Raw genomic sequence first — 26,694 nt, forward strand, 5'->3', positions numbered from 1 at the left:
AACATTCCGTGAAATGCCGGAGACGGGCTTTTACAGGTGGAAAGAAACGTTGAAAACAGGGGGGAGGTGTGCTATTCTATATGGTATGTACATTAACTAAGAATAGTATACTTTCCTGTTTTCCGCCCATGCGAAAAACAGGGAAAACGGAGGAGAAAAAATGAAACTTTTATCCTTATTAGAACATCTTGAATATAACTGTCTTCAGGGAAGCACAGAGCAGGAGGTAACTTCTGTTGTCTATGATTCCCGTAAAGTAGAGGAAGGAAGTCTTTTTATCTGCATCCGGGGTGCAGTGGTGGACGGACATAAATTCGTTCCGGAAGTTATTGCCAAGGGTGCAAAAACTCTGATCGTTGAGGAACCGGTGGAAGCTCCGGCTGATGTGACCGTGATCCAGGTGAAGGATACACGTTATGGCATGGCCTTTATTTCCGCTGCATGGTTCGGACATCCGGCCGAAAAACTGAAGACCATCGGAATCACAGGAACCAAGGGAAAAACCACTACCACTTATATGGTGAAATCCATTCTTGAGAATGCAGGTTATAAGGTTGGCCTGATCGGAACCATCGAAGCGATCATCGGAGAGAAGCGTATTCCGGCAGCCAATACCACACCGGAATCTTATATGGTGCAGAAATATTTTCATGATATGGTAGAAGCTGGATGTGATGCCGTTGTCATGGAGGTTTCCTCACAGGGACTGATGCTGCACAGAACTCAGGGATTTATCTTTGATTTCGGTATTTTTACCAATATCGAGCCAGACCATATCGGACCGAATGAGCATAAGGATTTTGATGATTATCTTCATTGCAAATCCATGCTTCTCAAGCAGTGCCGTGTAGGAATCGTGAACAGGGACGATGAGCATTTTGATAAGATCATTGAAGGACATACCTGTGATCTGGAAACTTATGGATTTTCCGAAAAAGCAGATCTCCGTGCTGAGGATGCAAAGCTTGTGGGCAGAAAGGGATACCTTGGTATTTCCTACCATGTGAAAGGTCTTCTGGACTTCCCGGTGGAGATTGACATTCCTGGTAAATTCAGCATTTACAATTCTCTGACAGCGATCGCAATCTGCCGTCATTTCAAGGTATCAGAGGAGAACATCATCAAGGCTCTCAAGGTGGCGAAGGTTAAAGGCCGTATTGAGATGGTTAAGGTTTCTGATGAGTTCACACTGATGATCGATTATGCACATAACGCAATGGCTCTGGAGAGCCTTCTGGGAACACTGAAGGAATACAACCCGCACAGACTGGTATGTCTGTTCGGCTGTGGCGGTAACCGTTCTAAGCTCCGCCGCTATGAAATGGGCGAAGTTTCCGGAAAAATGGCTGATCTTACCATCATCACATCCGATAATCCGCGTGATGAGGATCCGCAGGCTATTATTGATGATATCAAAGTCGGTATGGCGAAAACCGACGGTAAATATGTGGAGATTCCGGACCGTAAGGAAGCAATCGCCTACGCGATCCATCATGGTGAACCTGGTGATATCATCGTGCTTGCCGGAAAAGGTCATGAGGATTACCAGGAAATTAAGGGTAAGAAATATCCGATGGATGAGCGTGTGCTGATCCAGGAGATTCTGGAAGAAGACAGGAAAGCGTAAACGCATGATCTATGCAGATGTGATCATTGATATTTCACATGAGAAGCTTGACCGGGATTTTCAGTACCGTGTACCGGAAAGGCTGGAGAAAGAGATCTCACCGGGTGTTGTTGTCACAGTTCCCTTTGGAAAAGGCAATACGCTCCGAAAAGGTTACGTGATCGGAATCTCCGAAAAACCAAAATACGATACATCCAGGATCAAGGAGATCGAAGGGGTATCCACGGACGATGAGACAACAGAATCCCGTCTTATCGCCCTGGCTGCCTGGATGAAAGAAACATATGGTTCCACTATGATCCAGGCTCTTAAGACTGTTCTTCCTGTAAAGGATAAAGTCCGTGCAAAAGAAAAAAGACTGATTTTTTTCTGCGGGGACAGGCAGGAGGGAGAGGCACTTCTGGAGAAACTTTCCGGAAGCCGTTTTAAAGCAAGAGAGCGTTTTCTGCGGGCAATTCTGGAGTCCGGAAGTCTGGAATACACCTCTGCGGTGAAAGAACTTGGAGCAAGTACTGCGGTTCTGGAATTCTTTAAAGAAAAGGGAATGATCCGGATCGAGAGCCAGGAGATGTACCGTATTCCGGATAGCAGAGATCTGGTAAAGGAAGACAGGAAGCTGCTTTTGAACCGTGAACAGAGGGAAGCGGCGGAGCAGATCATGCGGGAATGGCAGACGCAGAAGCCCAGACCGGCGCTTCTTTTCGGAGTTACGGGAAGCGGCAAGACGCAGGTATACATGCGCCTGATTCAGCAGGTACTCTCAGAAGGCAGGCAGGCCATTGTTCTGATCCCGGAGATTGCCCTTACCTATCAGACTGTACGGCGTTTTTATGCCATGTTCGGAGATAAGGTGTCTGTGTTAAATTCCAGACTTTCCCAGGGGGAGCGTTATGACCAGTTCAAGAGAGCGAAGCGTGGCGAAGTGCAGGTGATGGTAGGACCAAGATCTGCACTTTTTACGCCATTTTCGAATCTGGGGCTGATCGTGATCGATGAGGAACATGAGCCCACTTACAAGAGTGAGAACACACCTCGGTATCATGCAAGGGAGACTGCGATCCAGAGAGCCAGACTGGAGCATGCAAAAGTGGTGATGGGGTCTGCCACACCATCACTTTCTGCATACAGCCGTGCGTCCGTTGGTGAGTATCTTCTTATAAAACTGACCTCACGTTATGAAGAAAGACCGCTTCCTAAGGTATCAATCGTGGATTTAAGGGAAGAATTAAAAAAAGGCAACCGTTCTGTCTTAAGCACGGAGCTTAAAACTTCCCTGCAGGAAACACTTCGAAGAAAAGAGCAGGCAATGCTTTTTCTTAACAGGCGTGGTTATGCAGGATTTGTTTCCTGCCGTGCCTGTGGACATGTAATGAAATGTCCTCATTGTGACGTGTCCTTAAGTGAGCATAACGGCAGTCGTCTGGTCTGTCATTATTGCGGCTATGAGACTGTGAAGCCCCAGTCATGTCCCTCCTGCGGATCTCCGCATATTGGCGGTTTCAAGGCAGGCACCCAGCAGATCGAGAAGGTTATTGAGAAGTATTTTCCAGAGGCAAAAGTGCTTCGAATGGATTTTGATACCACAAGGACGAAGGACAGCTATGAGAAGATCCTGGCATCCTTTGCCAGACATGAGGCAGACATTCTGGTGGGAACGCAGATGATCGTCAAGGGGCATGACTTTCCGGATGTGACACTTGTGGGAGTGATTGCTGCGGATCTTTCCCTGAATATGGACGATTATCACTGTGGCGAAAGAACTTTTCAGCTGCTGACCCAGGCCGTGGGCCGTGCCGGACGGGGAATGAAGCCGGGAACTGCTGTAATACAGACCTATCAGCCGGAGCATTACAGCATTCAGGCGGCAGCAGTGCAGGATTATGAGGAATTTTACAGGGAAGAGATGAGTTACCGGATGCTCATGGATTATCCGCCGGCAGCTCATATGATGACAGTTTTTGGCGCCTGCCAGGATGAGGAGCTTCTGAAAAAAGCAATGTATTATATAGAAGCTTTTATCCGCAGGGTAAGTCCGAAAGATGAACTTCACATGATCGGTCCAGCTGCGGCACCGGTAGGCAAGGTGAAGGATGTTTACAGACAGGTATTGCACCTGAAACATGTGGATATGCGTTTCCTCACAGCAGTGAGGGAAAAGCTTGAGCAGTATATAGAGATAAATTCCGGTTTCCGGAAGATATACATACAATTTGACATGAGTTAAATGAAAAGGAGAAGAGAGAAAAATGGCACTTAGAACAATCCGTGTACAGGGTGATCCTGTACTGACAAAAAAATCACGTCCTGTAGAGGAGATGACACCAAAGATCAGCGAGCTGATCACAGATATGCTGGATACCATGTATGACGCAATGGGCGTAGGACTTGCGGCACCGCAGGTTGGAATCCTGAAACGTATTGTTGTGATCGATGTAGGAGAAGGACCGATCGTTCTGATCAACCCGGAGATCCTTGAGACAAGCGGAGAGCAGACCGGCGATGAGGGATGCTTAAGTGTTCCGGGAATGGCAGGTCAGGTGACACGTCCAAATTATGTAAAAGTAAAAGCACTTGACATTAACATGGAAGAAGTGATCTACGAAGGAGAGGAGCTTCTGGCCAGAGCGTTCTGTCACGAGATCGACCATCTGGACGGAAAAATGTACACAGAGCTTGTGGAGGGAGAACTTCACAAGGTAAATTACGATTACGATGAAGAAGACTAAAGGCGGGATAATATGAAAATCGTTTATATGGGAACTCCGGACTTTGCGGTTGCACCGCTGGCTGCACTTGTGAAGAACGGATATGAGGTGGAGGCTGTAGTCACACAGCCGGATAAACCAAAGGGCAGAGGCAAGACCATGATGCCGACACCTGTAAAAGAAGAAGCAATGAAACACGATATTCCGGTACTTCAGCCTGTAAAGGTGCGCGAGCCGGAATTTGTGGAGAAGCTTTCTGAACTTAAACCGGATATCATCATTGTGGCAGCGTTCGGTCAGATCATACCGAAGAGTATTCTGGAAATGCCGAAATTCGGATGTATTAACATTCATGCTTCTCTGCTTCCGAAATACCGCGGGGCAGCTCCCATCCAGCAGGCAGTAATTGACGGGGAAAAAGAATCCGGCGTTACGATCATGCAGATGGGAACCGGCCTGGATACAGGCGATATGATCTCGAAGATCGTGGTACCTCTTGCAGAGGATGAGACAGGCGGAAGTCTCTTTGACAAGCTGGCAGAAGCAGGTGCAGAGCTTCTGATCCAGACACTGCCGTCCATTTTCGATGGAAATGCAGTTTATGAAAAACAGCCGGAGGAAAGTCCTACACCATACGCAGCTATGATCACAAAGAAAATGGGACTTCTTGATTTTTCAAAAAGTGCCACAGAGCTGGAACGCCTTGTCCGCGGCATGAATCCATGGCCAAGTGCATTTACCTTTATAAACGGAAAAAATTTAAAGGTATGGAGAAGTTCCGTAGAGAAGAAAGACGTGACCGAAACACCGGGAACTGTTGTCAGTACAGATAAAAAAGGCATCCATGTTGCATGCGGCGAAGATGTGCTGGTGCTTCATGAAGTACAGCTGGAAGGCAAGAAACGTATGGAGGCAGATGCCTTTCTGCGGGGATGCCAGTTGAAACCAGGAGACATGTTCAGAGATTCCAGGGAGTGATGAGTTATGTACGGATATGGTTATTATGGCTGGGGAATGGATCCCACAGTACTTTTACTTGTGATCGGAATGCTCCTTTCACTTGCTGCATCTGCGAAACTTAAGAGTACCTTTGCAGTATACAGAAAAGTCCGGAATCATTCCGGTATCACAGGAGCAGAAGCCGCACAGAGAATTCTCCGGGCAGCAGGGATTACAGATGTACAGGTTGTTCCGATCCGTGGAAGCCTGACAGACCATTATGATCCAAGAACAAAAACGGTTTCGCTGTCGGAAGATATTTATGGAAGAAATTCACTGGCAGCAGTTGGTGTGGCAGCGCATGAGTGTGGTCATGCGATCCAGGATGCGATCAACTATGCGCCGCTGAATATCCGTTCTGCCATTGTACCGGCTGCGAATCTGGGTTCACAGCTTTCCTGGCCGATATTTATCGCAGGACTGATTTTTTCCATTCATCCGCTGGTAACGCTGGGAATCGTGATGTTTTCCCTTGCAGTGCTTTTTCAGCTGGTGACTCTGCCGGTGGAGATCAATGCGTCATCCAGAGCGCTGAAAATGCTGGAAACCACAGGCATTTTAGGTGCCGATGAGAAAAAAGGTGCAAGAAAGGTTCTTACAGCAGCGGCTCTTACCTATGTAGCAGCGTTGGCTGCATCCATTCTGCAGCTTTTGAGACTGATTATCCTTGCAGGAGGTAGAGACCGTGATTAGCAGCGGAGTGAACACAAGAGAACTGATCCTCGAGATTCTGTTACAGATCGAGGAGGAAGGGGAGCACAGCCATATCGCGATTCGCAATGCCCTTTCCAAATACCAGTTTCTTCCGAAACAGGAGAGAAGCTTTATTACAAGAGTATGCGAGGGAACTCTGGAATACAGAATTTATATTGATTATGTGATCAATTCCTTTTCCAAGGTTTCCGTGGATAAGATGAAACCACAGATCAGGGAAATCCTGCGAAGCGGAGTTTATCAGCTGAAATTTATGGACAGTGTTCCGGACAGTGCCGTGTGCAATGAGGCTGTGAAGCTGGCCCAGAGAAAAGGTTTTTATAATCTGAAGCCTTTTGTAAACGGAGTTCTCCGCACGATCGCAAGAGAACTGAAGAACCTGGAACTCCCATCCAGGGAAGAAGATGAGGTAAAATATCTTTCTGTGAAATATTCCATGCCGGAATATCTGGTAAATAAATGGATCACGGCATATGGCGTGAAGACAACAGAAAAGATCCTAGCAGACTTTCTTACAGAGCGGCCGCTGACAGTACGCTGCCGTACGCATAAGGCATCCAAGAAAGAGATTGTTACCAGCCTGAGAGAACAGGGAGTGACAGTCGAACAGGCACCATACTTGCCATATGCATTAAAGATCTCAGATTATAATCATATTCTGACGCTGGATGCTTTTCTTCAGGGAAAGATGCTGGTACAGGATGTAAGCTCCATGCTGGTTGCTGAGGCTGCCAGTCCGAAAAAAGGAGATTACATTATTGACATGTGTGCGGCACCTGGTGGAAAAAGTATCCATGTGGCAGATAAGATGGGCGATTACGGTAATGTGGATGCCAGAGATGTAAGTCAGTATAAGGTGGATCTTATCAACGAAAATATTCACAGAACCGGTGTGATTAATGTAGACGCAAAGGTACAGGATGCAACAGTTCTTGATCCGGAGTCGGAGAAAAAAGCAGATATTGTGATCGCAGACGTTCCGTGTTCAGGCTATGGAGTTATCGGAAAAAAACCGGAGATCAAGTACAGAGCAACACCTCAGACACAGGAAGAAATCGTACTGCTTCAGAGAAGAATCCTTGACAAGGCTGCGGAATATGTGAAGCCTGACGGAACACTGATATTCAGCACGTGTACCATTGCAAGAGAAGAAAATGAAGAAAACGTATTATGGTTCCTTAAGAATTATCCATTTAAACTGGAGAGCCTGGATCCATATATTCCGGAAGAGCTTCACTGCAAATCTACAAAGATTGGATATCTGCAGCTGCTCCCGGGAATACATAAGACAGACGGCTTCTTCATTGCCAGATTCAAAAGGAAATAGTAAAAATGACAGATATAAAATCCATGACACTGGAGGAGCTTAAGAGCTTCATGACAGAGATCGGCGAAAAGCCTTTCCGGGCAAAACAGATCTATGCATGGCTGCATCAGCAGCTGGTTACCTCCTGGGATGAAATGACGAACATTTCAAAAGCCCTTCGGGAAAAGCTTTCTGTGTATCCGATCACAGCGCTGACCAAGGCAGATGTAAGGATCTCAAAAATTGATGAAACAAGAAAATATCTGTTCCGGCTGGAGGATGGAAATGTGATCGAGAGTGTTCTTATGAGATATCATCATGGAAACTCTGTATGTATTTCCTCTCAGGTAGGCTGCCGTATGGGCTGCCGGTTCTGCGCTTCCACGATCGGAGGTCTTACCAGATGTCTGAAGCCTTCCGAGATGCTGGATCAGATCTATCGTATCCAGGCGGATACCGGAGAACGTGTGGCCAACGTAGTCGTAATGGGAACCGGAGAACCGATGGATAATTACGATAACCTGATTCGCTTTATCCGGATTCTTACAGATGAGAACGGACTGGGGATCAGTCAGCGTAATGTGACGGTTTCAACCTGCGGTATCGTACCGAAGATGTATGATCTGGCAGAAGAAAAGCTTCAGATCACACTGGCACTTTCTCTTCATGCTCCAAATGATGAGAAGAGACGAGAACTGATGCCGATCGCAAATAAATATTCCATGGACGAAGTTCTGGATGCATGCCGGAATTATTTTGACAAAACAGGTCGCCGTATTACTTTTGAATACAGTCTTGTTGCCGGGGTGAACGACGGAGAGGCAGATGCGAAGCAGCTTGCCGGTCGTATCCGGGGAATCAACTGCCATGTAAATCTGATTCCGGTAAATCCAATTAAGGAACGCTCCTATGTGAGGTCTACTCGACAGGCTGTGGAGAATTTCAAAATAAAACTTGAAAAATACGGAATTAATGTTACTATTAGAAGGGAAATGGGCAGCGATATTGACGGTGCCTGTGGACAGCTAAGAAAAAGTTACATGGAAAAAACAGAAAGCGAGAAGTAACATGAGGATATACTCAGCTACTGATGTAGGGCAGAAGCGAAAGATGAATCAGGATTACGTATATGTTTCTGAAGAACCGGTGGGAAATCTGCCTAATCTTTTCACAGTCGCAGACGGAATGGGCGGACATAATGCCGGTGACTATGCATCCTCACATGCAGTACGGATCCTTGTGGATGAAATCCGTGAAGATGCGGATTATAATCCGGTAAAGGTTATTCGTCATGCCATTGAAACAGCCAATACTGAGATCAGAAACCGTGCCCAGGAAGATGAAAATCTCCGGGGTATGGGAACGACTATGGTAGTGGCGACTATTGTAGATCAGTATGCCTATGTGGCTAATGTGGGGGACAGCCGTTTGTATGTGATCCAGGATGGAATTCATCAGATTACCAGAGACCATTCTCTGGTTCAGGAGATGGTCAGAATGGGCGAGCTCAGTGAAGAAGAAGCACGCAATCATCCGGATAAAAACATTATTACAAGGGCGCTTGGAGCAGAGAAAACGGTAGATGTTGATTTCTTTGATCTGAAACTTGGAAAGGACTGTACGATTTTGATGTGTTCGGATGGTCTGAGTAATATGGTGACAGATGAGAAAATCTGGGAGATCATATCCGATCCGGAAGCAGATATTGATCAGAAAGGCAATGCGCTCCTTCGGGAAGCAAATCAGAATGGCGGTAAGGATAATATTGCAATCGTACTGGTAGAACCATTCACGAATGAGGTGGAAACATGTTAAAGACGGGAATGATCATAGCTGAACGCTATGAGATCGTAGGAAAAATCGGAACTGGCGGAATGGCTGATGTCTATAAAGCTATGGATCATAAGCTGAATCGCTTTGTAGCAGTAAAAGTCCTGAAACCGGAGTTTCGGGAGGATACTACATTTATCAAGAAATTCAAAAGTGAGGCACAGGCAGCGGCCGGTCTTACACATCCGAACATTGTCAATGTATTTGATGTTGGTGATGATGGCGGTGTTTATTACATTGTAATGGAACTGATTGAGGGAATTACGCTGAAGGAATATATTTCCAAAAAGGGAAGACTTTCTATCAAGGAAGCGACAAGTATTGCAATTCAGGTTTCAATGGGACTTGAAGCAGCGCACAGTCACGGAATTGTCCACAGAGATGTAAAACCACAGAATATCATCATATCTACAGATGGCAAGGTTAAGGTAACTGATTTCGGAATTGCAAGAGCTGCATCCTCTAATACGATCAGTTCTAACGTTATGGGATCTGTCCATTACAGTTCACCGGAACAGGTTCGAGGCGGATACAGTGATGAGAAAAGCGATATTTACTCACTGGGAATCACGTTATATGAGATGGTTACAGGAAGAGTTCCTTTTGACGGAGACACAACCGTAGCCATTGCAATCAAACATCTTCAGGAAGAGATGGTTCCGCCGAGTGTATATACACCGGATCTTCCATATAGTCTGGAGCAGATCATTTTGAAATGTACACAGAAGAGCGTGGATCGCAGATACAACCGCATGGAAGAGGTCATTGCGGACCTGAAACATTCGCTGATCGATCCGCAGGGAGATTTTGTAAAGCTTACAACAGTAGATAATGACGCCAAGACAGTTGTAATCTCAGAGGAAGAACTGGGAGAAATCAAGCATACACCGAAGCAGATTACAAAACCGGAAATAGAGACTCTTGAGAAAGAAGAGTACGATGATAACGATTATGATGATGCAGAGGAAGAATACAAACCAAGATCCGGAAGAAAATCTGAGAAGAAGCAGAGCTCAGGAAGGGGATTAACAATTGCCACACTTATCGGTGGGGTAGTTCTGATGGTTGTACTGATTGTTGTTTTCGGACGTGCTGCAGGTCTTTTCGGAACTACTGGCAGTAGCAAGACAGAAAGTTCAAAGACCGAACAGAAGGAAGAAACATCCAGTGCAATGGTAACAGTTCCGGATTTAGTAGGAAAAACCGAGGATGAGGCTAAAAATCTTGCAAATGATGCTCATCTTGGGGTTCAGATGGCAGGAGAAGAATCATCCAATCAGGAAAAAGGAAAAATTTCACATCAGGAAGCTGCAGCCGGAACACAGGTTGCAGAATATACAACTGTGAAATACTGGGTAAGCACAGGAACTGCACAGGTTACGATTCCGGATCTGGATGGACGAACAGGTATTGCTGCACAGCAGACACTTGAGGATCTTGGACTTCAGGTAACTGTGCAGAAGGAATACAGCGATACAGATGATAACGGATATGCACTTGTGGATCCGGGATATGTATACAGTGTAAATCCGGCAGCAGGGACTTCCGTACAGGGAGGATCTTCTGTAACTCTGACAGTCAGCAGGGGTGTTGACTATGGCAGCAATGCAGAAGTTCCAAGTGTTGTTGGAATGAGCAGGGATGATGCACTTACTACATTAGGTAAATTTATTGATATCCAGATTACAGAACAGCAGAGCACAGAAGCAGCGGGCACTGTTATCGCTCAGGATCCGGAGGCTTATGCAGCAGTAGATCCTGATCAGCCGATCAGCATTACGATCAGTTCAGGAGATCAGGCACCGTCTGCAGACAGTACAGCATCTACGGACAGTACAACATCCACAGGCAGTACGGCAGCAGATAACAGTACTGTGACAACAGCACCGGCGTCAGACAGTGCATCTGTGGATACAAACTGGAAATGTACTCAGACTCTGGATACACCATCCGGTTACAACGGAGGAGCAATCCGTCTGGAACTGATCCAGGAGGTAAACGGAGAGCCGAAAGCATCTACGATTCTTGATGGACAGAATGTAAGTTTTCCGTATCAGCTGGATATTTCAGGAGCTGAGGGTGTGACAAGTGGTACCATCTATCTCTATGAGCAGGTAAATGGGGATTATCAGCAGCTTGGAACCTATACAGTTACTTTTAAGCAGGCTGACTGATCATGCAGGGAAAAATTATAAAGGGTATTGCCGGATTCTACTATGTATACGCAGAAGACGGCAATACATACGAATGCAGAGCGAAGGGGATTTTCCGCAAGGATAAGTTCAAACCGCTGGTTGGTGATGATGTGGACATTACAGTTCTGGATGGAAAAGAGCTGGAAGGCAGTGTGACAGAGATTCATAAGCGTAAGAATTCGCTGATCCGTCCGGCTGTAGCCAATGTGGATCAGGCGCTGGTGATCTTTGCCATGGATAACCCGAAACCGAATTTTATGCTTCTGGATCGTTTCCTAATCATGATGGAACGTGAGAATGTCCCGGCAGTCATCTGCTTTAACAAAAAAGATCTGGCAACAGAGGAGGAACTGGAGTTTCTTTATGAGACATACCGCAGCTGTGGCTATCAGGTGATCATGTCAAGTGCCCTGAAAGGGGAAGGGCTTGGCGAGATTGAGGAAGTGCTGAAAGGAAAGACAACGGTTGTGGCAGGCCCTTCCGGCGTAGGTAAGTCGTCCCTGACCAATTCTCTCCAGGAGGAGGTTGAGATGGAGACCGGCGAAATCAGCCGTAAGCTGAAACGAGGTAAGCATACTACCCGCCATGCACAGATCATACCGGTAGCCCAGGATACATTTCTTGTGGACACACCGGGATTTTCCTCCCTGTATATTGAGAACATGGAGGAACAGGAGCTGAAAGATTATTTTCCGGAGTTCCGCGAATATGAAGGACAGTGCCGTTTTCAGGGCTGCCGTCATATCCATGAACCGGGCTGCGCCGTAAAGGAAGCCCTTGAGAACAATAAGATCAGCAGACTCCGTTATGAGGATTACCTGGAGCTGCATCAGGAATTAAAAGAGAAGAGGAGATATTAAGTCATGGAATACCGATTGTGCCCGTCGATTTTATCAGCAGATTTTAACCGACTGGGAGAACAGATTAAAATTCTTGAAAAAGAAGGAGTTGAATATCTGCACATTGATGTTATGGATGGAGATTTCGTTCCCAGTATATCCTTTGGAATGCCGGTGATCAAATCAATTCGAAAAGAATCCAACATGTTTTTCGACGTACATTTGATGGTAACAGAACCTGAGAGATATATTCGCGATTTTGTGGAATGTGGAGCAGATTCCATCACCGTGCATGCAGAGGCCTGTGAGGATCTGGAGCGTACACTGGAGCAGATTAAGGCAGCCGGTGTAAAAGCCGCTGTTTCCATTAAACCATCTACACCGGTAAATGATATCAGCCACCTTCTTGAAGATGTGGACATGGTTCTGATCATGACAGTTCAGCCGGGATTTGGTGGACAGAAGTACATGGATGAGTGTACAGAGAAGATCCAGGAGCTTCGTGAACTGATTGACGAGGAAGATCTGGATGTTGATATTCAGGTGGACGGCGGTATCAATGATGATACACTGGAGACTGTTATGCGTGCAGGAGCGAACCTTATGGTTGCCGGATCCTGGGTATTTAAGGGAGATATCACAGCTAATGTGCGCCACATTACACACAAGATCCATCACATCAAAGAAAAGCTGGACTGAAAATGACTGATACGATAATAATGAGCGGGGGCAATATCCAGGATGATTTTGCCCTCGGTTTTTTAAAAAAAAGAATTCAAAAAGGTGGAAGAGAGAGTCTGAGACTGGTGGCTGCGGATAAGGGGATGGAGTGGTTCATGCACAACCGCGGGTTTATACCGGATCTTGCAGTGGGAGACTTTGACAGCCTTTCAGAAGAGGGCAAAGCTTATATGAACAGTCTTAAGAATCTGGAGATCGTCAGACTGAAGCCGGAGAAGGATGACTCAGATACGCAGTCTGCGGTGAATCATATGATTGATGCGGGTGCCCGGGAGATTCTGATTTTCGGGGCTACAGGTACAAGACTGGATCATGTGATGGCGAATCTTGGTCTGCTCTCCATGGGAAAAGATAAGGGTGTCCGCATTGCGATCGCGGATCAGTGGAATTATATCACACTGGTAAACAGCGGGACAGTTCTTAAACGTGAGAAACAGTTTGGAAAATATGTGTCTTTTTTTACTGTTGGCGGAGATGTGGAAGGCTTGACGCTTACAGGATTCAAATATCCATTAAAAGGATATCATCTTACTGTTGCAGACAGTGGTCTGACAGTGAGTAACGAGATCATGGAAGATACTGCTGAGATCTTCTACGACAGAGGAGAGCTTCTGATGATCATGTCGAGGGACTGAACCGTAACTCAGAACAGAAAAACACAGAGCCAACAAAGCAACAGATAAGGTGTACAAAGGAGTTTCAATGTGGTATAATTCATCCGTGTTGAGACTTTTTTTGTATATAAAATACTGTAAAACAAGTTATTCATAGGAGGAATATAGAGAAATGAAGCTGGGTATCGTGGGACTCCCGAATGTAGGAAAAAGTACATTATTTAATTCACTGACAAAGGCAGGTGCGGAATCTGCGAACTATCCGTTCTGTACCATCGATCCGAATGTAGGTGTTGTAACAGTACCGGATGAAAGACTGAATCTTCTCGGAGATTTTTATAAATCCAAGAAGGTAACACCGGCAGTGATCGAGTTTGTTGATATTGCAGGACTTGTAAAAGGAGCATCCAAGGGTGAAGGTCTTGGAAACCAGTTCCTTGCCAATATCCGCGAGGTAGATGCAATTGTTCATGTTGTAAGATGTTTTGAGGATTCCAATGTTGTTCATGTAGACGGAAATATTGATCCGCTTCGTGATATTGAGACAATTAACCTGGAGCTTGTTTTCTCAGACCTTGAGATTCTGGAGAGAAGAATTGCCAAGGTTACCAAGACAGCACGTATGGATAAGGAAGCAGCCAAAGAGCTCACATTCCTTGAGAGAGTAAAGGCACATCTTGAGGACGGACAGCTTGCCATCACCCTTGAGACAGAGAATGAGGATGAGGATGCATGGCTTGCAACCTACAATCTTCTTACTGCCAAACCGGTCATCTACGCAGCCAATGTTGCAGAGGATGATATTGCAGATGACGGCGCAAACAATCAGCATGTACAGGCTGTACGCGAGTATGCTGCGAAACAGAACAGTGAGGTATTCGTAATCTGTGCACAGATTGAGGAAGAGATTTCCGAGCTTGATGAGGATGAGCGAAAAATGTTCCTGGAGGATCTGGGACTTACAGAATCCGGTCTTGAGAAGCTTGTACGTGCAAGTTATCACCTCCTTGGTCTCATGAGTTTCCTCACAGCAGGAGAGGATGAGACAAGAGCATGGACCATCAAGATCGGAACAAAAGCACCGCAGGCAGCAGGTAAGATCCATACAGATTTTGAGCGTGGATTTATCAAAGCCGAGGTTGTGAATTATCAGGATCTTCTGGATTGTGGTTCCTATGCAGGTGCCAGAGAGAAAGGTCTTGTCCGCATGGAAGGAAAAGACTATGTTGTTCAGGACGGAGATGTGATCTTATTCCGTTTTAACGTATAATAAACAGGTGATTTTATGGATATGTCAATTCGTTTCCCGGGGCTGAAACTGGTTTTGGACTATGTTCCGAAATCCTTTGAGATTTTTGGATTCGAAATAACAATCTACGGGATTCTTATTGCGGCAGGAATGCTGCTTGGTATCTTTTTTGCAGTACTGGAGGCGCGGAGAAACCATGAGGATGCGGACGCATGTCTGGATCTGGCGATCGTAACGCTGATCACAGGCGTGATAGGCGCCCGTCTTCTCTATGTGGCTTTTTCGTGGAGCCTTTATAAGAATGATCCGGGACAGATACTGAATGTCCGTTCCGGAGGGATGATGTTCTACGGTGCACTTTTAGGCGGTGTGATCGGAGGATTCATTTACTGCCACATCCGGCGGAAATCCTTCTGGCAGATGGCAGATATTGCATGTATGGGAGTTCTTATCGGGCAGATAATAGGAAAGTGGGGAAGTTTTTTTAACAGAGAATCTTTCGGAGAGTATGCGGACAATGTTCTTTCCATGCAGCTTCCGTTGACAGCGGTGAGAGCCGGAGAAGTTACTACTGCCATGAGGGAGAATCTGGAAACTGTCGGTGGTTCCGCATGTATTCTGGTTCAGCCACTGTTTCTCTATGAGAGTCTCTGGTGTCTGCTGCTGCTTTTACTGCTTATGATGCGTCTTCGTAAAAAAGCATTTCAGGGTGAGATCTTTCTGAGATATCTTGGAGGGTATGGACTGGGCAGATTTGTGATTCAGTGGTTTCGGACTGACAGGATATTTTTTCCGGGAACGGAAATAGATGTTTCGCTGGTGATTTCAGGAGTACTCTTTGTTGTGTGTACGGTGATCGTTACAGTAAGACGTATTATGACAAGGAAACGTGCCGCAGCCAGAAAACGCAGGATTGAGAAAGATTACCAGGCAGAGAAGGAAGCAGTAGAAAAAAGAGAAAACACAGCAGAGCGAATAACACCGGAAGTAATAACTACGGAAGTGGAACCACAGGAAATGATATCGGCGAAAGCAGATATACCAGAGACTGTAAGGATGAAAGGGAATACAACGGAATCAATCTTACAGAAAGAAGCAGAGTTGGAAAAGGTATCAGAAGGAACGACAGCACGAGATGACCTGTCACAGGAAACGGACAGCACGGAAAGCGAGGAAGTGATACAGTCATCGGAAGCTTCGTATGGAGAGCAAGATGAACCGGAACGAAATACAACAGGAATCGACAGAGTCCAGAAAGATGGTGCTCCTGCAACAACTGAGGGAGGAGCAAAGGAAGATGGACAGCCAGATCAGGAGCAGAAGCGATCTTCTGAAGAATCTGGAAGCCAGTCAGAGAGTTGACCGTATTCTTGAATTATATTATGAAAACTGAAACTTATAAGAGAAACAAAAATTCGTTCATATAAGGCAGGGGATTGCGAATTGTGACTGCTGGATAACGATAGAAAACTCCGCCGGAAGATCTCGGAAATTATAAGAGATCTTCCAGTGGAGTTTTTTCATACTGCAGAGAATCAATACATCTTACGGAAATCCAGAGGTGTCATTCCAGTGATCTTCCGGAACATGGCAATGAAATGGCTGGCGTCAGAGAAACCTACGGTACCGGCCACATCCTGAATCTTCATATTGGGATCGGACAAAAGCAGCTCCCTGGCCCTGCTGATACGGTACATGGTGACATATTCATATACGGAGCAGCCTAAGAAACGGCGGAATATCCTGGAAAGATACTGGGGCGATACGAATACACTCTGACTCAGTCCCGCAGCTGTGAGCTCCAGCTGATAGTTCGTTTCGATTTCTTTTATTACAGGAACGACATATCGCTGGTACAAAGGATTCTCCTGGATTTTCGGAGAGGCGGCGCAGTCTGAAAAATTCAGAAGGAAGCTGTAGCAGTCAGAGGAAAGGGATTTCAGATCCGGCGTGGGATGGTGGTATTTTCGGAGAATATTAGAGATCATACGCTGAATATGAGCTCCCTGTTCTTTCTCGATGAGAATTACATCCTGGTTTGCGGTCATGGAAGGAATACTCCCTGCCATAGTACCGGTAAATGTTGCAAACATGGTAATCCAGGAGGTGGAATCCTTGTGGTAGGAGTGAGGGATTCCGGGTGCGATCAGGATGCCCTCATTTGCACCAAGGGAATAGGTTTCGCCTTTGACTTCGATGCGGCCACAGCCTTTTTCGGTCTGAAGATAGTGATAGTATGGATAACCGTCCGGGCGGAATACCGTATCCTGTGTCCAGTGATTGCCGATGGATTCGAAGATAAACGGCGCGCTCACCGGTGTGTTTCGGAAATAGATAGACATTATTTTCACCTGTTTCTAAATGTTATATATTTTGGTGAAACATATTATATCATAATCTTACGGATTATATTATAATAACTGTATCAGAAAAGGAAAAACATAACAGTTACACAATAAAAAAACAAACAGGAGGAAGCAATGAAAAAATTCGATCATTCACTGGTAAAAGATCCTCAGTATTTCTGTGACGGAAGAATGGAAGCACATTCCGATCACATCTGTTACCGTTCCGAAGAAGAAAGAGAAGACGGTGAAACCTCGTTTCGCTGCAGCCTGAACGGAACCTGGAAATTTCAGTATGCACGCAATTATGAGAGTACGATCCAGGGCTTTGAAAAAGAGGAATATTCCTGCAAAGACTGGGAAGACATTTATGTGCCTGCACACATCCAGATGGAAGGCTACGATGCGCCGCAGTATGCCAATGTCCAGTATCCGTGGGAGGGTCATGAGGAAGTTCATCCTGGACAGATTCCGGAGCGTTTCAACCCGGTAGCCAGCTATGTGAAATATTTTTCTGTACCGGAATCCATGAAAGGAAAAAGAGTGTTTGTTTCTTTCCAGGGAGCAGAGAGTGGTCTGGCTTTATGGCTGAACGGAAATTTTGTGGGATACAGCGAGGATTCTTTTACCCCGTCGGAATTTGAACTGACGGAATATCTGAAAGACGGTGAGAACAAGCTGGCCGCGCAGGTATTCAAATGGACAGCCAGCAGCTGGTGTGAGGATCAGGACTTTTTCCGCTTCTCGGGAATTTACAGAGACGTATATCTTTACACAGTTCCGGAGGTTCATGTATATGATCTTCAGATCCGTGCAATCCCGGATGAGACATTGAAGAAGGCATCCCTGGAGCTTGCCACAGACACCTGGGGAGAAGGCAGGATAAAAATAACACTTCTGAGAAAAGGTGAGCAGATTTTTTCAGAGGAAAAAGCTCTCAGCGGTAAGAATACATATACCTGGGAGATCGAGAATCCGGTTCTGTGGAGTGCAGAAGACCCGCAGCTTTATGATCTGGAGCTGGAAGTTTGTAACGGAAACGGTGAGCTTCAGGAACTCATTCCGGAGCGCGTTGGATTCCGACGTTTTGAGATGAAAAACGGAATCATGACACTTAACGGAAAACGCATCGTATTCAAGGGCGTAAACCGCCATGAGTTCAGTTCCGTGACAGGAAGACATGTATCCGAAGAGGAGTTGCGAAAAGATATCGTCACTATGAAACGGAACAACATCAATGCCATCCGTACCTGCCACTATCCGGATGCTTCTCCGATCTACCGTCTCTGCGATGAATACGGACTTTATATGATTGCAGAAAACAATATGGAATCCCATGGTTCCTGGGATGTGGCAGAGTTTACAAAGGATTACACGGATGTGGTTCCGTATGACAAGCCGGAGTGGCTGGGAATGATGCTGGACCGTGTAAATTCCATGTACCAGCGTGACAAAAACCACCCGGCGATTCTGATCTGGTCCTGTGGAAATGAATCTTTCGGCGGAAAAGATATTTTCGAGATGTCTGAGTTTTACCGCAAAAACGATCCTACCCGACTGGTGCATTATGAGGGAGTCTGCCATGACCGGAGATACAATGCTACCAGCGATATGGAAAGCCAGATGTATCCTTCTGTAAAAGCAATCAAAAAATTCCTTGCAGAGGATGACAGCAAGCCGTTTATCTGCTGTGAGTACACACATGCCATGGGAAATTCCTGCGGCGCAATGCATAAATATACAGATCTTACAGATACCGAGCCGAAATACCAGGGTGGCTTTATCTGGGACTATATTGATCAGTCCATTTACAAAAAAGACCGCTACGGAAAAGAATTCCAGGCTTACGGCGGTGATTTCGGTGAGCGTCCGACGGATTACAATTTCAGCGGAAACGGCATTGTTTACGGTGGTGACAGAAGTGAATCCCCGAAAATGCAGGAAGTAAAATTCAACTACCAGAATATCACGGCACAGGTATCCGAAGACTCCGTTAAGGTGATCAATAAGAACCTTTTTGTAAACACAGATACCTTTGACTGCGAAGTGAAACTTGCGAAAAACGGTCATGTGATCCGAGTGGAAAGTCTGGCCACAGACGTAGCACCGTTAAGCGAAAAAACTTACACGCTTCCGTTTGGAAAACAGCAGCGTCCGGGTGAATATACCGTGACAGTAGCTTTCCTCCTCCGGAAAAAAACGCTCTGGGCAGAAGCAGGACATGAGCTTGCGTTCGGGCAGTATGTATATCAGGTTGAAGGCGAGAAAAAGACGCCCTGCAGCAGCGTTGAGATCGTAAAAAGCGTTCACAATATCGGTGTGCGGGGAGAAAATTTCCAGGTGATGTTCTCTGTGCTCAACGGTGGCCTGGTTTCGTATAAATATGCAGGAAGAGAGATGCTGGAGGCAATTCCGAAGCCGAATTTCTGGAGGGCTCCGACAGACAATGACAATGGAAATCTCATGCCTATGCGCTATGCACAGTGGAAGATCGCAAGCATGTACTTAAGCCACAAAGATTTCCGTAAGAACGCCATGTATTGCCCGGGAAATGAGCCGGAGACAACGGTTCACGAAAACAGCGTGGAGATTGCTTTTGATTATGTGATGCCTACAACACCTGTGAGCGAGTGCCGTCTGGCGTATGAGGTGTTTGGTGACGGAAGTGTAAAGACAACTCTGACCTATGATCCGGTGAAGGAACTGGGGGATATGCCGGAATTCGGTGTGCTCTTCAAGTTTAACGCAGATTATGACCATGTGAAGTGGTATGGACTGGGACCGGCCGAAACCTATGCGGACAGAAAGCATGGAGCAAAGCTTGGCATTTATGAGAATCTGGTATCGGACAACCTGGCACGCTATCTTGTGCCACAGGAATGTGGCAGCAAGGAGGGAGTCCGCTGGGCAAGTGTTACAGACAGAAAGGGCAGAGGAATGTTTTTCGAGATGGATAAAAACAGCGGACCTATGATGTTTTCAGCACTGCCGTACACACCACACGAAATGGAAAATGCCATGCACCCGTATGAGCTGCCGGAGGTACACTACACAGTAGTCCGTGCGGCAAAAGCACAGATGGGAATTGGAGGAGATGACAGCTGGGGTGCACGGACCCATTCAGAATACCTCCTGAACGCTGATGGAAAGATGGAATTTTCCTTTGTTTTCAGAGGACTCTAGGATGTCATAAAAAAACAGAATATACAGGCAGAAAAAAGCTTTCGGAGATCATCCGGAAGCTTTTTTATTTCATAATAATGCACAGAAATATAATGCCCTGAAAAAAAACCTATGGATATTTCATGAAATAAAAAAAAACTTGGATATACACTTGTTTTTTCAGGGTAAATAGTTTAGAATGATTACATAAGTGGTAGAAAGTGGTGAATAGTGGTAGCAAATGGAGATGAGTGGCAGAACACACCATTTGTACCCTGGAAGCACGAAGGGGAGAATCGTGTTTCAAGAGAGTAGGTGGGTTTCATGTTCATGGGCGAGTATAATCACACGATCGACGCGAAGGGGCGTCTGATCATACCCTCTAAATTCAGGGAGCTCTTAGGGGAAGAGTTCGTACTGACAAGAGGGCTCGATGGTTGCCTTTCTATTTATCCGATGGATGAATGGGTTGCCTTTGAAGAGAAACTCAGAGCATTACCACTTACAAATAAAGACGCAAGAACCTTTTCACGTTTCTTTGTAGCCGGAGCAACAACATGTCAGCTGGATAAGCAGGGGAGAATTCTGGTGCCGCAGACGCTGCGCCAATTCGCTGGTCTGGATAAGGATGTAGTGCTTACGGGTAATCTGAACCGGATTGAGGTCTGGAGCAAGGAGAAGTGGAGCGAGAACTGCAATTATGATGACATGGACAGCATTGCGGAGAGCATGCAGAACCTTGGAATCGTCATTTGAGCAAAGCGCAGGTAGAAATCCCACAGGAGACGGATATGGAATTTAAGCATAAATCTGTATTACTCAATGAGACCATTGACGGCTTAAGGGTAAAGCCGGATGGAATCTATGTGGATGGCACTTTAGGAGGAGCGGGACACGCCACAGAGGTGTGTAAGAAACTTTCTGCCAAGGGGAGATTTATTGGCATAGATCAAGACCAGGATGCGATAATTGCTGCGAGTGAACGGCTGTCAGCCTTTAATCAGGTGACAATCATTCGCAGCAATTATTGTTACATGGCAGATGAGCTGAGATCCCGTGGCATTGAGAAAGTGGACGGGATCCTGCTGGATTTAGGAGTGTCATCTTATCAGCTGGATAATGAGGAGAGAGGTTTTTCCTACAGGTATGATGCGCCTCTGGATATGAGAATGGACAGAAGGCAGAGCCGTACAGCCGGTGACATTGTCAACGGTTATGAGGAAAAAGAACTCTACCGTATCATCCGCGACTATGGCGAAGATAAATTCGCCAAGAATATAGCGAAACATATTGTGGCTGCCAGAGCGCAGGCACCGATTCAGACAACAGGGGAACTGACAGAAATCATAAGGGGAGCAATCCCGATGAAAATACAGGCCACAGGAGGACATCCGGCCAAGAGAACTTTTCAGGCAATCCGCATTGAGCTGAACAGAGAGCTTGATGTGCTCAGAGATTCTCTTGACGGAATGATCGATCTTCTGAACGATGGAGGAAGAATCTGTATCATTACATTCCATTCTCTGGAGGACAGGATCGTGAAGACCATTTTCCGTAAGAATGAGAATCCGTGTACCTGTCCGCCGGACTTTCCGGTATGTGTATGCGGTAAGAAGTCCAAGGGCAAGGTGATTACAAGGAAACCGATCTTACCCAGTGAAGAAGAAATGGAAGAGAATCCAAGGTCCAAGAGTGCGAAGCTTCGTGTCTTTGAACGCCGTGTGTGAAACATGTGATGTTTATGGGCAGGCAGCTAAGCGCGTCTGGAGAATTGCAACAATAAAGGTTGGAAGGTAGGCAGAAGGTAGGTAAATGGCTAAGACAGGAAGAGGAACCACAGCCAGAAGAAATCCGAATACCGTAAGGCACAGCAGAGAGGTGTATGTCCAGGGAAATGCGGTAAAGAGGCTGCAGGAAGTTCCTCACAGAACTGATCTGCCGGATGTGAAGGAGCGGCGACGGCTGGCGCAGGAAAGAGAACAGAAGAAATCAGCAGTTCCTGCTACACCTGCGAAACAGGTGGTGAGCAGGCAGGCACAGCGAAACAGAGAGAAAGCGATGGCCATGAACAAGGGCTTCGTAATGTTTCTCACAGCAGTTTCCGTTGCGGTGCTTTTTACCTGTATTAATTTTCTTCAGGTAAAATCAGAGATTACGGCAAGCATGAAGCATGTTGCCAGTCTGGAATCCGAGCTTGCTCAGCTGAAAGAGGATAACGATGCATATTACAGTCAGGTAACTTCTGATATGGATATCAGCGAAATCAAGAAGAAAGCAATCGGTGAGCTGGGAATGAAGTACCCTTCAGAGAATCAGGTACAGACTTATACGACCGAAGGAAACAGTTATGTGAGACAGTATCAGGATGTAGACACACATAAGTGACAAGGATTATAAGCAGGTGATCGATTGAGTACAAGAAGGCGCAGGCCGGTAAAAAAAATAAATTATAACATGAAGAAGAAGCTGGCAGTACTATTTTCATTAGTGTTGCTGGCTTTAGTCGGTTTGGTGGCAAGAATCACATATATTAATGCCACAAGCGGCAGCAAATATCGCAAACAGGTGTTGAGTCAGGCTCAACAGAAATATGAGAACCAGACACTACCCGCAAAAAGGGGAGATATTTATGATCGGAATGGAAACCTTCTGGCAACGAGCAACAAGGTTTATAATGTGATCCTTGACTGTCTGGAGGTCAATGATGATCAGGACAGCGTTGAACCGACGATCAAGGCACTTGTGGATGTGCTTGGTCTGGATGAAGCGGAGATGCGTAAGCTTATCACAGATGACAGCACGAAAGCCAGCCAGTATCAGATCATAAAGAAACAGATTTCCATGGATGACAAGAAAGCATTCGAGGAGTATGAAGATCCGGGAGAGGACAGCGGCCTTACAGATACACAGCTTAAGGAACGTTCCAAGATCACAGGTGTATGGTTCGAGGAGGACTATCTGAGAACATATCCGTTTAATAATACCGCCTGTGACACCATTGGTTTTACACTTTCCAGAGATGTGGCAGATGCCGGTCTGGAAGGATATTATAATGCTACACTTATCGGAACAGATGGCAGACAGTACGGATATATCAATAATAATTCTGATGTAGAGCAGACGATTATTGAACCGGTAGATGGAAAAAGTATTGAAATTTCTCTGGATCTGGGACTTCAGCAGATCGTTGAGAAATATGTAAATGCTTTTAAGGAGAAAATGGGAGCCAAGAACGTCGGCGTTATCATTGAGGATCCGAAGACCGGAGAGATCATGGCTATGGATGGCGGTGACCGTTATGATCTGAACAATCCGAGAGATCTTTCCAATGTTTATTCAGACAGTGAGATCGCAGCCATGAATGATGAGGAGACAGTGGAAGCACTGAACGGAATGTGGAGCAACTTCTGCGTGACAGATGCCTACGAGCCGGGATCTGTTGTCAAGCCGATTGTTATGAGTTCTGCTCTTGAGATGGGAGCCATTTCCGAGTCCGATACTTTCGTCTGCGATGGCGGACAGTCTTTCGGTGCGGAGGGAGCTACCACATTTATCAAATGTGCGGTCTGGCCGGATGCACACGGAACCGAGACGCTTGCTGATGTTATCGCCAATTCCTGCAACGATGGTATGATGCAGATCGCGGCGAAGATGGGTAAGGACAACTTCCTGAAGACCCAGAGCGTTTTTAACTTCGGAACAAGAACCGGTATCGATCTTCCTAACGAGGGAAGCGGTGTTATTCATACGAATGAGTCCATGGGTGAGACAGAGCTTGCATGTTCTGCTTTTGGACAGGGTTATACACTGACTATGATCCAGGAGATCAATGCCATGTGTTCTGTTGTCAACGGAGGATATTATTATCAGCCACATCTTGTGACAAAGATCAAAGACAGCAGCGGTGGAATCGTGAAGAATATCACACCAACACTGATGAAACAGACCATTTCCGATAAGATTTCGGCGGATATCCGTTCCTATATGGCTGCCAGTGTAGACCATGGTACCAGCCGTACATCCAAGGTTCAGGGTTACAGTTCAGGTGGTAAGACAGGTACAGCCGAGAAGCTTCCACGAGGAAATGGCAAGTATCTGGTATCTTTCATCGGTTTTGCACCGGTGGATGATCCTGCACTTGTGATCTATGTGGTTGTAGATGAACCGAACACAGAGGATCAGGCGAGCAGTACCTATGCACAGTACATTGCACAGGGAATTCTTTCCGAGGCACTTCCGTATCTGAACGTGCAGCCGGATGAGGCAGAGGACGGAGAGGTTCCGACAACTGAACTCTGGGATCTTTTCAAGGGAATCAGTGATTCTGCAACTGGTTCCGCAGCAGACGGACAGAAAGAGGCTATTTCTGATGAAAATGTTCCAAGTCCGCCGGAGGATGATTCTGAAGACAGCACAGAAGATAATAACGATATGCAGAGCGATGGACTGACCAATGAAGAGGCTGGTCTGCAATAAAACAGCAAAAAAGAACAAGAATACCCTTCCGGGGAGAAGTCATATATTACAGTGACAGTCTCCGGGAGGGATTTTTTATGATCCGGACTATGGTTTTTCACAGAAAAAAGATCTGGGTGATATTTTTGGGCTGTGCGCTGCTCCTTGCAGGACTGGTGGGAAGGCTTGCATATCTTATGGGAGCCAGGGCGGATTATTATTCAGAAAAAGCAGAGGATCTTCATGAGAGGGAGCGTGATATCAAGGCTGCCCGTGGAAAGATCCTGGATGCAAAAGGAAATGTCCTGGCAGATAACCGGACGGTATGCACCATATCCGTCATACATAGTCAGATCAAGGATCCGGAAAAAGTGATCCGCGTGCTTGCGGAAAAGCTGTCGCTGGATGCAGAAACAGTTCGCAAAAAAGTTGAAAAAGTTTCTTCTATTGAAAGAATACGTACAAATGTAGACAAAACTATCGGAGACGAGATCCGCGAATACGCTATGGAAGGAGTAAAAGTGGATGAGGATTACCGGCGCTATTATCCTTATGGATCGCTGGCCTCCAAGGTGCTGGGCTTTACCGGTGGGGACAATCAGGGAATCATAGGGCTGGAGGTAAAGTATGATGAGATTCTCTCAGGCGAGCCTGGAAAAATCCTCACAGTCACGGATGCCAGAGGCGTGGAGCTGGATGGAACCGGGGAGCGGAGAAAAGAGCCGGTTGCAGGAGATACGCTTCGAACCAGTCTGGATATCAATATTCAGGAGTATGTGCAGCAGGCAGCGCTGAAAGTAATGGAAGAAAAACAGGCGGAACGGGTATCGATCCTCCTTATGAATCCCCAGAACGGCGAAATCTATGCCTGTGCCAATGTGCCGGAATTTGACCTCAATGATCCTTTTACCCTGAATACGGAGGAAGCCGTAAGCCAGGCTGGTACTGATGCGAAAAAGAAACAGGAGCTTCTGAATCAGATGTGGAGAAATCCCTGTCTGAATGATACCTATGAGCCGGGCTCCACATTTAAGATCATTACCATGGCGGCAGGTCTTGAGGAGGGAGTGGTGTCGACTGAGGACCGCTTTTTCTGTCCGGGTTATAAGGTGGTAGAGGACCGGCGGATCCATTGCGCGAAGCGCACCGGACATGGAGCACAGAGTTTCGTGGAGGGAGCACAGAATTCCTGCAACCCTGTTTTCATTGAGGTGGGACTACGGCTTGGCGTGGATAGATATTATAAATATTTCCAACAGTTTGGACTTCTGAAAAAAACAGGCATCGATCTTCCTGGTGAGGCGGGAACTATCATGCACAATCCGAAAAATATGGGAGAGGTGGAACTTGCAACAGTGTCCTTTGGCCAGTCGTTTCAGATCACACCGGTGCAGCTTGCGACTACAGTCAGTACGATCATCAATGGCGGAGAAAGGATTACGCCACATTTCGGGATCAGCGTGGAAAGTGCAGACGGCACCGTAGTGAATACACTGGAATATCCGGTGGAAACAGAAGTTCTTTCAGAGGAAACTTCCCGTACTGTACGCTCCATCTTGGAAAAAGTTGTTTCCCTGGGTTCCGGAAAAAATGCCGGGATCGAAGGCTATTCCATAGGCGGAAAAACAGCAACCTCCCAGACGTTGCCCAGGGGATCGGGCCGCTATATTTCCTCTTTTTTGGGATTTGCACCGGCAGAGGACCCCACTGTTCTGGGGCTCTGTATCATTCACAATCCTCAGGGAATGTACTATGGCGGTATCATTGCGGCTCCTGTGATACGAAATATTTTTGAAAATGTGCTGCCTTATCTGGGAATAGAAAAAACAGCTTCACAGGAAACAGCAGACGGGGAAAAGACGGCAGATAGACTTGATTAATGAAAAGAAAAGCCTTATACTGTTGAGGAAGTA

21 protein-coding genes are annotated in these 26,694 nt (G+C 46.3%); 20 read left to right on the forward strand and 1 reads right to left on the reverse strand.

Translation table 11 applies throughout. From position 1 onward, the window contains the following. Positions 1-160: 160 nt before the first annotated feature. The 14 genes from WMO28_RS04075 to lgt all read left to right on the forward strand — a co-directional run bounded on the left by WMO28_RS04075 (position 161) and on the right by lgt (position 16,181). Positions 161-1,627 (forward strand): UDP-N-acetylmuramoyl-L-alanyl-D-glutamate--2,6-diaminopimelate ligase, encoded by a 1,467-nt coding sequence (locus tag WMO28_RS04075; RefSeq protein WP_349056151.1) that lies wholly within the window; start codon positions 161-163, stop codon positions 1,625-1,627. Between the two features lie 4 nt (positions 1,628-1,631). Then, the gene (priA, locus tag WMO28_RS04080) at positions 1,632-3,851 is read left to right on the forward strand and encodes a replication restart helicase PriA (protein WP_178644734.1); all 2,220 of its coding nucleotides are present in this window, start codon (positions 1,632-1,634) and stop codon (positions 3,849-3,851) included. Between the two features lie 22 nt (positions 3,852-3,873). Beyond that, the gene (gene def, locus WMO28_RS04085) at positions 3,874-4,353 is read left to right on the forward strand and encodes a peptide deformylase (protein WP_178644732.1); all 480 of its coding nucleotides are present in this window, start codon (positions 3,874-3,876) and stop codon (positions 4,351-4,353) included. 12 nt (positions 4,354-4,365) lie between these two features. Next, positions 4,366-5,310, forward strand: coding sequence for a methionyl-tRNA formyltransferase (gene fmt, locus WMO28_RS04090; RefSeq protein ID WP_178644731.1), 945 nt, complete (start codon positions 4,366-4,368; stop codon positions 5,308-5,310). Between the two features lie 6 nt (positions 5,311-5,316). Next, on the forward strand, positions 5,317-6,024 hold the full coding sequence (locus WMO28_RS04095) for a zinc metallopeptidase (RefSeq protein WP_178644729.1): 708 nt from the start codon (positions 5,317-5,319) through the stop codon (positions 6,022-6,024). Continuing rightward, entirely contained in the window at positions 6,020-7,372 is a 1,353-nt protein-coding gene (gene rsmB, locus WMO28_RS04100; protein ID WP_178644741.1) for a 16S rRNA (cytosine(967)-C(5))-methyltransferase RsmB, read from the forward strand. Before WMO28_RS04095 ends, rsmB begins: the two co-directional genes overlap by 5 nt. Positions 7,373-7,377: 5 nt before the next feature. Beyond that, entirely contained in the window at positions 7,378-8,418 is a 1,041-nt protein-coding gene (rlmN, locus tag WMO28_RS04105; RefSeq protein WP_178644727.1) for a dual-specificity RNA methyltransferase RlmN, read from the forward strand. Between the two features lies 1 nt (position 8,419). After that, on the forward strand, positions 8,420-9,166 hold the full coding sequence (locus tag WMO28_RS04110) for a Stp1/IreP family PP2C-type Ser/Thr phosphatase (RefSeq protein WP_178644725.1): 747 nt from the start codon (positions 8,420-8,422) through the stop codon (positions 9,164-9,166). Continuing rightward, positions 9,160-11,355 (forward strand): Stk1 family PASTA domain-containing Ser/Thr kinase, encoded by a 2,196-nt coding sequence (gene pknB / locus WMO28_RS04115; protein ID WP_178644723.1) that lies wholly within the window; start codon positions 9,160-9,162, stop codon positions 11,353-11,355. Before WMO28_RS04110 ends, pknB begins: the two co-directional genes overlap by 7 nt. 2 nt (positions 11,356-11,357) lie before the next feature. Further along, positions 11,358-12,236 carry a ribosome small subunit-dependent GTPase A gene (rsgA, locus tag WMO28_RS04120; RefSeq protein WP_349056152.1) on the forward strand — a complete coding sequence of 293 codons (879 nt, stop codon included), beginning with the start codon at positions 11,358-11,360 and terminating at the stop codon, positions 12,234-12,236. A 3-nt stretch (positions 12,237-12,239) separates the two neighbouring features. After that, positions 12,240-12,914 (forward strand): ribulose-phosphate 3-epimerase, encoded by a 675-nt coding sequence (gene rpe, locus WMO28_RS04125; protein ID WP_178644719.1) that lies wholly within the window; start codon positions 12,240-12,242, stop codon positions 12,912-12,914. 2 nt (positions 12,915-12,916) lie between these two features. Continuing rightward, on the forward strand, positions 12,917-13,591 hold the full coding sequence (locus WMO28_RS04130; RefSeq protein ID WP_178644717.1) for a thiamine diphosphokinase: 675 nt from the start codon (positions 12,917-12,919) through the stop codon (positions 13,589-13,591). Positions 13,592-13,742: 151 nt separating this feature from the next. Continuing rightward, positions 13,743-14,840 (forward strand): redox-regulated ATPase YchF, encoded by a 1,098-nt coding sequence (ychF, locus tag WMO28_RS04135; protein WP_178644715.1) that lies wholly within the window; start codon positions 13,743-13,745, stop codon positions 14,838-14,840. A gap of 15 nt (positions 14,841-14,855) precedes the next feature. Continuing rightward, complete coding sequence (lgt, locus tag WMO28_RS04140; protein ID WP_349056153.1) at positions 14,856-16,181, forward strand: prolipoprotein diacylglyceryl transferase; 1,326 nt, start codon at positions 14,856-14,858, stop codon at positions 16,179-16,181. Positions 16,182-16,354: 173 nt separating this feature from the next. On the opposite strand, the gene WMO28_RS04145 is transcribed toward lgt, so the two are convergent. Then, the gene (locus WMO28_RS04145; protein WP_178644713.1) at positions 16,355-17,161 is read right to left on the reverse strand and encodes a helix-turn-helix domain-containing protein; all 807 of its coding nucleotides are present in this window, start codon (positions 17,159-17,161) and stop codon (positions 16,355-16,357) included. Between the two features lie 138 nt (positions 17,162-17,299). On the opposite strand from WMO28_RS04145, the gene lacZ reads away from it, so the two are divergent. The 6 genes from lacZ (at position 17,300) to WMO28_RS04175 (ending at position 26,661) form a co-directional block, all read left to right on the forward strand. Then, positions 17,300-20,347, forward strand: coding sequence for a beta-galactosidase, LacZ type (lacZ, locus tag WMO28_RS04150; protein WP_178644711.1), 3,048 nt, complete (start codon positions 17,300-17,302; stop codon positions 20,345-20,347). Positions 20,348-20,650: 303 nt separating this feature from the next. Continuing rightward, positions 20,651-21,082 (forward strand): division/cell wall cluster transcriptional repressor MraZ, encoded by a 432-nt coding sequence (gene mraZ, locus WMO28_RS04155; RefSeq protein ID WP_178644709.1) that lies wholly within the window; start codon positions 20,651-20,653, stop codon positions 21,080-21,082. Positions 21,083-21,117: 35 nt separating this feature from the next. Further along, positions 21,118-22,053 (forward strand): 16S rRNA (cytosine(1402)-N(4))-methyltransferase RsmH, encoded by a 936-nt coding sequence (rsmH, locus tag WMO28_RS04160; protein ID WP_178644707.1) that lies wholly within the window; start codon positions 21,118-21,120, stop codon positions 22,051-22,053. A gap of 85 nt (positions 22,054-22,138) precedes the next feature. Then, positions 22,139-22,711 carry an FtsB/FtsL family cell division protein gene (locus WMO28_RS04165; protein ID WP_178644705.1) on the forward strand — a complete coding sequence of 191 codons (573 nt, stop codon included), beginning with the start codon at positions 22,139-22,141 and terminating at the stop codon, positions 22,709-22,711. A gap of 24 nt (positions 22,712-22,735) precedes the next feature. After that, entirely contained in the window at positions 22,736-24,802 is a 2,067-nt protein-coding gene (locus WMO28_RS04170; protein WP_349056155.1) for a peptidoglycan D,D-transpeptidase FtsI family protein, read from the forward strand. Positions 24,803-24,879: 77 nt separating this feature from the next. After that, positions 24,880-26,661: a penicillin-binding transpeptidase domain-containing protein gene (locus WMO28_RS04175; protein WP_178644113.1), complete on the forward strand. Its 1,782-nt coding sequence runs from the start codon at positions 24,880-24,882 to the stop codon at positions 26,659-26,661. The last annotated feature ends 33 nt before the right edge of the window (positions 26,662-26,694 follow it).

Origin of the sequence: Blautia aquisgranensis (assembly GCF_040096615.1) — a bacterium.
Lineage (GTDB): Bacteria > Bacillota > Clostridia > Lachnospirales > Lachnospiraceae > Blautia_A > Blautia_A aquisgranensis.